8 protein-coding genes are annotated in these 10,363 nt (G+C 68.1%); 2 read left to right on the top strand and 6 right to left on the bottom strand.

Annotated elements, in window-relative coordinates; genetic code table 11:
- Positions 1-132: 132 nt before the first annotated feature.
- The 6 genes from tsaE to ubiE form a co-directional block, all read right to left on the bottom strand.
- Positions 133-1,662: a tRNA (adenosine(37)-N6)-threonylcarbamoyltransferase complex ATPase subunit type 1 TsaE gene (gene tsaE / locus QX126_RS25425; RefSeq protein WP_315784435.1), complete on the bottom strand. Its 1,530-nt coding sequence runs from the start codon at positions 1,660-1,662 to the stop codon at positions 133-135.
- A complete protein-coding gene (locus QX126_RS25420) occupies positions 1,659-4,166 on the bottom strand; it encodes a sensor histidine kinase (RefSeq protein WP_315784433.1) in 2,508 nt (835 codons plus the stop codon). The genes tsaE and QX126_RS25420 overlap by 4 nt, the downstream gene beginning before the upstream one ends.
- Before the next feature lie 189 nt (positions 4,167-4,355).
- Positions 4,356-4,814, bottom strand: coding sequence for a dUTP diphosphatase (gene dut, locus QX126_RS25415; RefSeq protein ID WP_315784430.1), 459 nt, complete (start codon positions 4,812-4,814; stop codon positions 4,356-4,358).
- Positions 4,811-6,238, bottom strand: a complete 1,428-nt coding sequence (gene coaBC, locus QX126_RS25410; protein ID WP_315784429.1) for a bifunctional phosphopantothenoylcysteine decarboxylase/phosphopantothenate--cysteine ligase CoaBC — start codon at positions 6,236-6,238, stop codon at positions 4,811-4,813. Before coaBC ends, dut begins: the two co-directional genes overlap by 4 nt.
- A gap of 203 nt (positions 6,239-6,441) precedes the next feature.
- Positions 6,442-8,016, bottom strand: coding sequence for a 2-polyprenylphenol 6-hydroxylase (gene ubiB, locus QX126_RS25405; RefSeq protein ID WP_315758143.1), 1,575 nt, complete (start codon positions 8,014-8,016; stop codon positions 6,442-6,444).
- The gene (gene ubiE / locus QX126_RS25400; protein WP_315735623.1) at positions 8,013-8,774 is read right to left on the bottom strand and encodes a bifunctional demethylmenaquinone methyltransferase/2-methoxy-6-polyprenyl-1,4-benzoquinol methylase UbiE; all 762 of its coding nucleotides are present in this window, start codon (positions 8,772-8,774) and stop codon (positions 8,013-8,015) included. Before ubiE ends, ubiB begins: the two co-directional genes overlap by 4 nt.
- 105 nt (positions 8,775-8,879) lie before the next feature.
- On the opposite strand from ubiE, the gene mutM reads away from it, so the two are divergent.
- The gene (mutM, locus tag QX126_RS25395; protein WP_315775825.1) at positions 8,880-9,761 is read left to right on the top strand and encodes a bifunctional DNA-formamidopyrimidine glycosylase/DNA-(apurinic or apyrimidinic site) lyase; all 882 of its coding nucleotides are present in this window, start codon (positions 8,880-8,882) and stop codon (positions 9,759-9,761) included.
- Positions 9,762-9,838: 77 nt separating this feature from the next.
- Complete coding sequence (locus tag QX126_RS25390; RefSeq protein WP_315775824.1) at positions 9,839-10,324, top strand: cyclic nucleotide-binding domain-containing protein; 486 nt, start codon at positions 9,839-9,841, stop codon at positions 10,322-10,324.
- Positions 10,325-10,363: the final 39 nt, after the last annotated feature.

Genomic DNA, 10,363 nt, shown 5'->3' with positions numbered 1-10,363 from the left:
AGCTTGCCTGTCAGGAATCAACCCGGTCTGAATTGTCAGGACTCAGCCCGGTTCATACCCCCGGAGACCCCCACCCCGACCCCTCCCCGCAAGGGGGAGGGGAGCGCACCGTCGGTGCCGTGAGAGGGTGCCTCAAGCTACGCCAGCCGGTGGCGGCACATTCGCCGCGTACCAATCGCGTAGCGGCTCCAGCGCCGCGTGCGCCAGCGCGCGGTGGAGATAGTCCCAGATGCGAGGCTGGTGCTTGAGGTAGTGCGGCTTGCCGTCACGGCGGTTGAGGCGGGCGAAGGTGCCCAGCAGGCGGGTGTTGCGCTGGGCGGACATGATCGCGTAGTGCGTGCCGAATTCGTCGGCGTCGAAGTCCGTCGGCGCAGCTTGGCGTGCGGCGATGTAGCGCTCTCGGAGCGCCTGCTCGATCTCCGCCGACACGTCGATCCGGGCGTCCTGCGCCAGGGAGACCACGTCGTAAGCCGGCGGGCCCATCACCGCGTCCTGGAAGTCGATCACGCCCACGCGCGCGATGCCTTCGCGCGACGGCAGCCACAGCAGGTTCGGCGAATGATAGTCGCGGATCACCCAGGTCGGCTTGGCCGCGAGCGGCGCCTCCAGCAACTCGCGCCATTTTTCCAGGAATTCGGCGCGCAGCACCTGCGACAGCTCCACGCCACGGTCGGGCAGGTACCATTCGAGCATCAGGCCGATCTCGATCAGCATCGCGTCGATGTCGAAGGTCGGGACCTTGTAGGTCACCTGCGGCGCCAGCGGCAGCACGGCGGGCACGTCCTGCCCATGCAGCGACGCGAGAACATCGACTGCGGCCTCGTAGCGCTCCACGACCGGCCGTGGCGGGTCGCCCTCGATCACGCCCTCGCGTCCGAGATCCTCGGTGACGAGAAAGCCGTGGCCGAGATCGGCGTCGTTGATCTTCGGCGCCGAGATGCCGCGTCCGCGCAAGGCGGCGGCGATCGCGACGAACGGGCGAACGTCCTCGGCGAGATGCACGGCGCCGCTATAGGGCTTGCCGTTGTAGCTCGCCGGGCCGTCGGGCCGCTTCGGCGAGTTCATCAGGATGTAGACGCGCTCGCCCTTGTGGAGCCGCGCATAGGAGCGGGTCGAGGCGTCGCCGGCCATGTGCTCGCGGCGCGATCTGGCGTGCCCGGCCTCGGCGAGGAATTCGCGCAAGGCTTTCAGCCGTGCAACCACCGCGGCCGCCTTGCCGCTGCCGGTGATCTCGGCGCTGCGGGCGGTGTCGCCCTGCGATGGATCGTGGCGCAGCGCGATGTCGACGCGGTCCAGCGGGAGAGTGCCGCCGGCGCGCTCCGGCCATTCGATCAGCACGACGGTCGCCTCCGGCAGCGGCGACAGGCCGATCTCCTCGAGCTCCGATGCGTCGCTGATGCGATAGAGATCGGCATGCACCAGCGGGAAGCTCGGCAGATCGTAGCTCTGCGCCAGAGTGAAGGTCGGACTCGGCACCTCCAGCTCGTCGTCGCCGGCGAGGTACCGGATCATCGCCCGCGCCGCCGCCGTCTTGCCGGCGCCGAGATCGCCGGTGAGCGTGATCAGTGCACCCGGGCCGATCAGCAGCGCGAGATCGGCCATCAGGGCGGCGGTGGCGGTCTCGTCCGCCAGCGCGGTGGTGAATGTCAGCTGGTCCGTCATTCCGCGGCGTTGCGTTGCGCGACGTGGTCGGTCGGGAAGTCACAGGTGACCGTGGTGCCCTTGCCGACCACCGAATCCATCCGCACCCTGCCGCCATGCAGCTCGACGAAGGAGCGCACCAGCGACAGGCCGAGCCCGGCGCCGCGATGGCGCGAGCCCTGCGAATGGCTCTCGAACCATTCGAATACCTTGTCCTTCACCTCGGGCGGAATGCCGGGGCCGGAATCGGTGACCGCGAAGATGACGCTGTGATCGGTGCGGCGGGCGCTGACGGCGACGCTCGAATCCGGCGGCGAGAAGCCGACGGCATTGGCGAGCAGATTGTAGAGGACCTGGACGACGCGGCGCTCGTCGCCGACGAAGGAGCCGACATCGGGGTCCACCGCGATCGTCAATCGGATGCGATCCGTGGCAAGCCGGTCCTGCACGCCTTCGGCCGCGGCCTCGATCGCCTTGGCGGCGTCGACCGGCCCGAGCTCGAGCTTCATGGCGCCGGCATCGATGGTGGCGAGGTCGAGAATGTTGTTGGTCAGCGCCAGCAGCGCGTTGGTCGATTTGGTGACGTAGTCGAGATACTCGGCCTGCTTCGGCGTCAGCGGCCCGGTCGACGGATCGGACAGGAAATGCGCGAAGCCGATGATCGTCGTCAGCGGCGCGCGCAGCTCGTAGGACACGTGGTGGACGAAGTCGATCTTCATCTGGCCGGCGGCTTCGAGCGCCTCGTTGCTCTCGCGCAGGGCCCGTTCGACATTCTCGGTATCAGTGATGTCCTGGAAGGTGAGCATGGTCGCGCCGTCGGGCAGCGGCCGGCTCATGCAGTCGAGCACGCTGCCGTCCTTGCGCTCGAGCTTCAGCGCAACGTCGAGCCGGTTCTCGATCGAGGTGATGGCCTCGCGGATGGTGCGCCAGGCGACCGCGTCGTCATAGAGCTGATGGCACCAGGATTCCACGGTGTCGATATGCGGATGCTCGCGCAGCTGATCCGGCGACAGCCGCCACATCTTGGCGAAGGCCGGATTGAACAGCTCGACCCGGCCGTTCGAGCCGAACACCGCGACGCCTTCGGCGAGGCTGTCGAGCGTCTCGCGCTGGACCCGGATCAGGCCGTCGAAGCGGCGCGCAAGCGCGAAGCTCTCGGTGACGTCGTCGAACAGATAGGTGACGCCGCCTTCCGGGTTTGGCGTGGTGACGACCGATAAAGCGCGGCCGTCGGGAAGGAACCAGGTGTCCTTGGCGGCTTCGACGGCGCGATAGGCCTCGTGAAGCTTGGCCTTCCAGGCCCGGAAGTCGGCCTGCTCGGGCAGCTTGCGCGCGGCGCGGAGACGGTCGAGCACCGACGAGTCATCCGGCTGGCTGTCCAGGAAGGCGGGATCGAGACCCCACAGCCGGCGATAGGAGTCGTTGTAGAAGGCGAGCCGGCGCTGGCCGTCGAACACGGCCACGCCCGAGGACAACTGATCGAGCGTGCGCCGGTGTGCTTCCCGCATCCGCACCACGGCCGCATCCAGCGCCGCCGCCTCGCTGGCGTCGATGGCGACGCCGGCGCTGCCGTGGCCCAGCATGAAGGCGCGCACGTCATACATGCGGCGCTCGCCGCCGGTCACGATCGGCAGCCGGCCCTCGAAACGGCCGTTGGCGCCGAGTGCGCGCTGCAGGTCGGTACGGTCGGCGGAGTCGAGCAGCTCGATGTTGCGGCTGATCGCGTCCGGCACGTCGCGGGCATCGGCGGCACGGGCATAGGCGGCGTTGACGTAAGCGAGGGCGCCATTGGCCTGCCGTGCCCAGATCGGCCACGGCAGCGCCGATGCCAGCGCGCGCAGCGACTCCGTCTCCTCGCCGAGCGCCTTGAAGCGGAGCTGCGTCTCGGCGAGCTCGCGGCGCAGGCCGGACAATTCGCGGATGCGCACGATGGCCTGGCCGCCGATGGCGCGGCCCATCGCCTCGATGGCATGGCCGTGCGAGGTGGTGAGATTGAGCATGAAGCCCTCGCCCGCCTCGCGCAGCGCGTCGACGGCGCGGTCGAGCTGCAGCGCGGGCTCCGGCGGCAGCCAGGTTCCGAAGGCGAGAATGCGCTGCGGCTGATCCTGCGGGACCAGCATCGCGGTGTCGCCGGAGATCTGCGGGCGGTGGCCGCCGGCCGGCCAGGCGATCAGGATCTGCGGCTCGGCAAACAGCAGCGCGCGGTAGCGATCGGCCTGCAATTGCAGCTCGGCGATGTCGGCGCGCAGCCGCGCTTCCTTCCGGCCGGCCGCCAGACGCGTGCGCACCAGCGCGACCGCGGCGACGACGGAGAAGCCGAGCAGCGCCAGCATCGCCGTCACCTCGGCGACATCAGGACGGCTCAGCTCGAACAGCGTCGTGATCGCATCCGCCGGCACGCCACCGCCTGCGAAGCCCGGCGTCGCCGGCGCAAGCGCAGTCGCAGCGAGACCCATCAGGCCCTTGCGCGCGAGTGACGTGCACGACAGCAGCGTCTGACGCATCACCACGATCACGCCCGACATATTTGCCCCAAACCGCACGAAGTTTCGGGCGGCGCCGATCGCGTCGCCCGCGCCGTCTCACGAATCAATCAACCATAACCGCTTCGGGACTCCAGCGGTAAGAGTCCAGACCGTGAACGATGGTTGCGCCTGAGGAAAATGCGTCCGCCGATCGACTCTTTCGAGTCGGAACAGTGGCAAGCCCGTAGTTCAACGGCCCGTCGAGCCGAAGCCGCCGCTGCCGCGCGCGGTGGTCGGCAAGGTTGTCGCGAGGCTGAGCTCGGCGCGCACCACGGAGGCGATCACCATCTGCGCGATGCGCTCGCCGCGGCGAATCGTAAACGGTTCCTTGCCGTGGTTGATCAGCAGCACGCAGATCTCGCCGCGGTAGTCCGCGTCCACCGTGCCCGGTGAGTTCAGCACCGTGACGCCGTGCCGCGCAGCGAGCCCCGAACGCGGCCGCACCTGGGCCTCGTAGCCGTCGGGCAGCGCGATCGACAGTCCCGTCGGCACCATCGCGTGGCTGCCTGACCCAAGGACGAGCGGCGCATCGGGCGGAACGGCGGCGAGCAGATCGAGCCCCGCGGCATGTGCGGTCTGATAGGCCGGCAGCGGCAGTCCCTCGCCATGCGGCAGGATCTGCACGTCGATCGCTATCGTCTGTGTCACGCAACGGGCCCCATGGTTCTGGCGATCTCGGCGACGAGCGCAGTCGCGACCTCGTCCTTGGTCATGATCGGCCACGACGCGACATGGACGCCATCGGCATCCCTCGTCAAGAGATGCACGGTGTTGCGGTCGCCGCCCATCACGCCGGTCGAAGGCGAGACGTCGTTGGCGACGATCCAGTCGCAGCCCTTGCGCGCGAACTTGGCTTTGGCGTTGTCGATCAGATGTTCCGTCTCGGCGGCGAAGCCGATCACGAGTCCCGGCCGCTTCTCCTTCAGCTTCGAGATCGTGGCGAGGATGTCGGGGTTCTCGACCAGCGTCAGCGGCGGGATCGCCTTGTCGGTCTTCTTCAGCTTCTGGCCGCCTTCATTGGCGACGCGCCAGTCGGCCACCGCTGCGGCGAAGATCGCGACGTCGGCGGGCAGCTCGGCTTCGACGGCCTCCAGCATCTGCCGCGCCGATTCGACGTGGGTGACGCTGACGCCCTTGGGGTCGGCAAGCTCCACCGGTCCTGCGATCAGCCGCACGTCGGCGCCGGCGGCCTGCGCGGCGGCGGCGATCGCAAAGCCCTGCTTGCCGGAGGAGCGGTTGGCGATGTAGCGCACCGGGTCGATCGGCTCGTGGGTGGGGCCCGCGGTGATCAGCACGCGGCGGCCGGCGAGCGGGCGCGGCGTCGGCGGCTTGAGCATGGCGACGACGGCGTCCGCAATCTCGGTCGGCTCGGCCATGCGGCCGATACCGGCCTCGCCCTTCTCCGCCATCTCGCCGGCGTTCGGCCCGATCATCTGTACGCCGTCGCGCTGCAGGGTCGCGGCGTTGCGGCGCGTCGCCGGGTTGCTCCACATCATCGGGTTCATCGCCGGCGCCAGCAGGATCGGCCGGCTCGCCGCGAGCAGGATGGCGCTGGCGAGGTCGTCGGCGGCGCCGTGCGCCATCTTCGACATCAGGTCGGCGGTCGCCGGTGCCACCACGATCAGGTCGCAGTCGCGCGCGAGCCGGATATGGCCGACGTCGAACTCGCTGCGTGCGTCGAACAGATCGGTGAAGACACGATCTCCCGACAGCGCCGATGCGGCGAGCTCGGTCACGAATTGCGTCGCCGCCTTGGTCAGCACGCAGCGGACGTGAATGTGGCGCTCCTTCAGCCGCCGGATCAGGTCGAGCGATTTGTAGGCGGCGATGCCGCCGCCGATGATCAGGGTAACGCGCGGGTCGCGCACCTGGCCGGGCTGGGGGACGAGCGGGGCAGACGGGTTGGCTGGAGCTGGCGGCGCCATTGGCGGCTCGGACGGATCGACAGGCTCGATCAGCGCGCGCAGGATGACCCGGACTTCCTCCTCGACGGAGCGCCCGTTCTGCGCCGAGCGCAGTCGCAGATAAGTCTTGAGAGAGTCGTCCAGCTTGCGGATGGTCAGGCTCGCCATGACCGCCTCCCCAGCATTGTCGTTGTGAGTGCAATGCTAGCAGAAAATGACAGCAGTGCAATCAGGGTGGGCAAAGCGGCCGCCGCGGGCGGCAGCGTGCCCACCGTCGATGCGCATGCATCGGTAGGACGGTGGGCACGGCGCCACTGCGATCTCGCACGCGGAAACGGTACGGCTGCGCCTTTGCCCACCCTACATCTTCGTCACAACCTGAGCACCGCGAACAGGATGCCGATGAAGGTCAGCGCGATGACCCACAGCGCGATGGCGCGCCAGCGGCTCTTCTTGCCTTCGGTGCGGCCCATGGCGGCGATGGTTTCCGGCGACAGGCGCAGGCCGTCGCGGGTCATGGTCTCCATGTGCTCCAGCACGGCGGCGGCGCGGGCGGCGAGCACGGGCAGGGTCGCGCTGAGCCGGACCAGGTCGCCGACGCCGGACACGGCGCCTTCGATGCGGCCGAGCGGGCCGAGATTACGCTCGATCCATTCGCGCACCACGGGATCGGCGACCTTCCAGATGTCGAGCTTGGGATCGAAGCCGCGCGCGACGCCCTCGACCACCACCATGGTCTTCTGCAGCAGGATCAGCTCGGGCCGGGTGCGCATGTCGAACAGGCCGGTGACCTCGAGCAGCAGGGTCAGCAGCTTGGCCATCGAGATTTCTTCGGCCGTGCGGTTGTGGATCGGCTCGCCGATGGCGCGGATGGCTTGCGCGAAATTCTCCACCGAATGATGCGGCGGCACGTAGCCGGCCTCGAAATGCACCTCGGCGACGCGGCGATAGTCGCGGGTGATGAAGCCGAGCAGGATTTCGGCCAGGAAGCGCCGCTCCTTCATGCCGAGCCGGCCCATGATGCCGAAATCGACCGCGACCAGCCGCCCCTGCTGGTCCAGGAACAGGTTGCCCGGATGCATGTCGGCGTGAAAGAAGCCGTCGCGCAGGGCGTGGCGCAGAAAGCTCTGGATCACCTTGCGGCCGACGTCGGGCAGATCGACATTGGCCTCCGCGAGTCGGGCGTGATCGTTCAGCGCGATGCCGTCGATCCACTCCATCGTGAGCACGGTGTTGGCGGTGCGATCCCAGTCGACCGCGGGCACGCGGAAGTCCGGATCGTCCTTGATGTTTTCCGCCATCTCCGAGAGCGCGGCGGCCTCCAGGCGAAGGTCCATCTCCATCGCGACCGAGCGCGACATCGTGTTGATGACCTCGACCAGCCGCAGCCGCCGCGCTTCCGACGAATGCGCCTCGGCCTTTTCGGCGACGAAGAAGAAATCGGAGAGGTCGCGGCGGAAGCGCGCGGCGACGTTGGGCCGAAGCACCTTCACCGCGACCGGACGACGAATGCCGTCGTGTTCGACCTCGCCGCGATGCACCTGCGCGATCGAGGCGGCGGCGACCGGCGGGCCGAGATGCGTGAACAGCTGGCTGATCGGACGTTCGAGGGCGGTGGCGATGACCGCCTCGGCCTCGGCCTGCGGGAATGGCGGCAGCCGGTCCTGCAGCGATTCGAGGTCGCGCGCCATGATGACGCCGACGACGTCGGGCCGCGTCGCCAGGAACTGGCCGAGCTTGAGATAGGCCGGGCCCATGCGCTCCAGCGCCCGCGACAATCTTGGTCCGGATTTGGCGCCGGGGCGCTCGACCAGCCGCGCCAGCTTGAGCGCGAGCTGGCCCGGCGGCGGCGCCAGGCTCGGATCGACAGCGCCGAACACGCCCTCGCGCGCGAACACGAAGGCGGCCCGGGCGAGCCGCGTAATGTGAGTGAGTGCGGAGATCACAAACGCCAGCCGGAATGAAGCGCGACGATGCCGCCGGAGAGAGTCTGCCAGGACACGCGGGAGAAGCCGGCGGCCGAGATCATCTCGGCGAAGGCGCTGGGGCGCGGAAACTGGCGGATCGATTCGACGAGGTAGCGGTAGGACTCGGCATCGCCGGTGACGGCGCGGCCGAGCTGCGGGATCACGTTGAAGGAGAACAGGTCGTAGAGCTTGTCGAGCCCGGGCACCTCGACGGTCGAGAACTCCAGGCACAGGAAGCGGCCGCCATGCTTGAGCACGCGATGGGCTTCTGCGAGCGCCAACTCGATCTGCGGCACGTTGCGGATGCCGAACGCGATCGTATAGGCGTCGAAGGAGCGGTCGGGGAAGGCGAGCTTTTCGGCATTGCCCTCGACGAACGAGACCTTGTCCTCGAGAGCCTGCTTCAGCGCGCGCTGGCGGCCGACCTCGAGCATGTCGCCATTGATGTCGCAGACGGTGGCATGGAAGCCTGAGCCGGCCTTCCTGGCGGCGCGGAAGGAGATGTCGCCGGTGCCGCCGGCGACGTCGAGCAGCGCGAACGGCGCATCGCTCTTCGGCGGGTTGAGCGTGTTGATCATGATGTCCTTCCAGACGCGGTGCAGTCCGCCCGACATCAGGTCGTTCATCAGGTCATAGCGCGAGGCCACGCTGTGAAACACGTCGTTCACCAGCGTCTGCTTCTCGCCCAGAGGCACATCCCTGAAGCCGAAATGAGTGGTTTGGTCCGGCTGATCCATCACCCTTACTCCGATACAGCACCATAGCGCCGATGCGGCCAAGGCGCTATCACGTCAGCCGGACAAGGTGAATGGTCGCGGATGCAAAAGGTGAAATGAACAGGAATGCCTGAGCTGCCCGAAGTCGAGACCGTCCGGCGCGGGCTGCAGCCGGTCATGGAAGGCGCGGTCATCGTCAAAGCCGAGGCCCGGCGTGGCGACCTGCGGTTTCCGTTCCAGCCCGATTTTGCGAAGCGCCTGCAGGGCCAGACCGTCAGGGGGCTCGGCCGGCGCGCCAAATATCTGCTGGCCGACCTCGGCTCCGGCGACGTGCTGCTGATGCATCTGGGCATGTCCGGCTCGTTCCGGGTGATCAAGCCGGAGCACGAGGAGACGCCGGGCGAGTTTCACACTCCGCGCGGCAAGGACAGCGTGCACGACCATGTCGTGTTTCACATGTCGTCAGGTGCCGACATCGTATTCAACGATCCGCGCCGCTTCGGCTTCATGAAGATCATCGCCCGCGGCGAGCTCGAGGCCGAGCCGCATCTGAAGGATCTCGGGCCCGAGCCGCTCGGCAACGAATTCGATGCCGGCATGCTGGCGCGCGCCTGTGCCGGCAAGAAGACCAGCCTGAAGGCGGCGCTGCTCGACCAGCGCGTCGTCGCCGGGCTCGGCAACATCTATGTCTGCGAGGCGCTGTTCCGCGCGCACCTGTCGCCGCGGCGGCTGGCGGCGACGCTCGCCACGAAGAAGGGCGAGCCCACGGATCACGCCAGGGGTCTGGTGGAAGCGATCCACACCGTGCTCAACGAGGCGATCCGCGCGGGCGGCTCATCGCTGCGCGATCACCGCCAGACATCAGGCGAGCTCGGCTATTTCCAGCATTCGTTCCAGGTCTATGACCGCGAAGGCGAGCCGTGCCGGACGGATGGCTGCAGCGGCGTGGTGAAGCGTTTCGTGCAGAACGGACGCTCGACCTTCTGGTGTCCGAAGTGCCAGAAGTGATGTAGCAGCCGACGCGCCGGCATGGCCGGCTGCGCGGGTCCGCTTGTGACGGACGAGGGTGGGCGTATACTGCGGCCATGGCTGTCAGCTCGCCCGATCTGAAAGCATTCCTGCTCGCGACGCCGTTCTTTGGCGGCCTGCCCGACGCGAGCCTCGATCTGCTGGTCTCGATGCTGGTGGAGCGCCGCTTCGATAGGGGCGCCGTGGTCGTCGCCGAAGGCGAGGCGGGCCGCTCGATGTTCGTCGTGCACAGCGGCACGCTGGAGGTGAGCGAGCGCTTGGAGACGGGCATTGCGATCCGCATGTCGTCTCTCGCGCCCGGCGATTTCTTTGGCGAGATGACCTTGCTCGAAATGCAGAACAGGTCGGCCACGGTGGTCGCGGAGACGCCGACCATCTTGTATGAGCTGACGGCACAGAATCTCTACGCGTTCTACAAGGCCGACATCCAGGCCTATGTGATCGTGATGCAAAACATCAATCGCGAGCTGTGCCGCCGCCTGCGTCGCGCCGATGCGCGGATCAAGGCGCTGGAGACGGGCGCGCGGTCGTCGGGTTTCTGAACCTCTCCCAGCCTTGCGGGGAGAGGGAGCGCACCGCCC

The sequence above is a fragment of the Bradyrhizobium sp. SZCCHNPS1003 genome (assembly GCF_032381555.1).
In the GTDB taxonomy this organism is placed as follows: Bacteria; Pseudomonadota; Alphaproteobacteria; order Rhizobiales; family Xanthobacteraceae; genus Bradyrhizobium.
This window is presented reverse-complemented; position numbering and strand designations above follow the sequence as displayed.

What these genes read in the sequence shown, in the direction of transcription:
- tsaE (WP_315784435.1), bottom strand. Translation starts at nt 1,662, where the DNA reads ATGACGGACCAGCTGACATTCACCACCGCGCTGGCGGACGAGACCGCC.
- QX126_RS25420 (WP_315784433.1), bottom strand. Translation starts at nt 4,166, where the DNA reads ATGTCGGGCGTGATCGTGGTGATGCGTCAGACGCTGCTGTCGTGCACG.
- coaBC (WP_315784429.1), bottom strand. Translation starts at nt 6,238, where the DNA reads ATGGCGAGCCTGACCATCCGCAAGCTGGACGACTCTCTCAAGACTTAT.
- ubiE (WP_315735623.1), bottom strand. Translation starts at nt 8,774, where the DNA reads ATGGATCAGCCGGACCAAACCACTCATTTCGGCTTCAGGGATGTGCCT.
- mutM (WP_315775825.1), top strand. Translation starts at nt 8,880, where the DNA reads ATGCCTGAGCTGCCCGAAGTCGAGACCGTCCGGCGCGGGCTGCAGCCG.
- QX126_RS25390 (WP_315775824.1), top strand. Translation starts at nt 9,839, where the DNA reads ATGGCTGTCAGCTCGCCCGATCTGAAAGCATTCCTGCTCGCGACGCCG.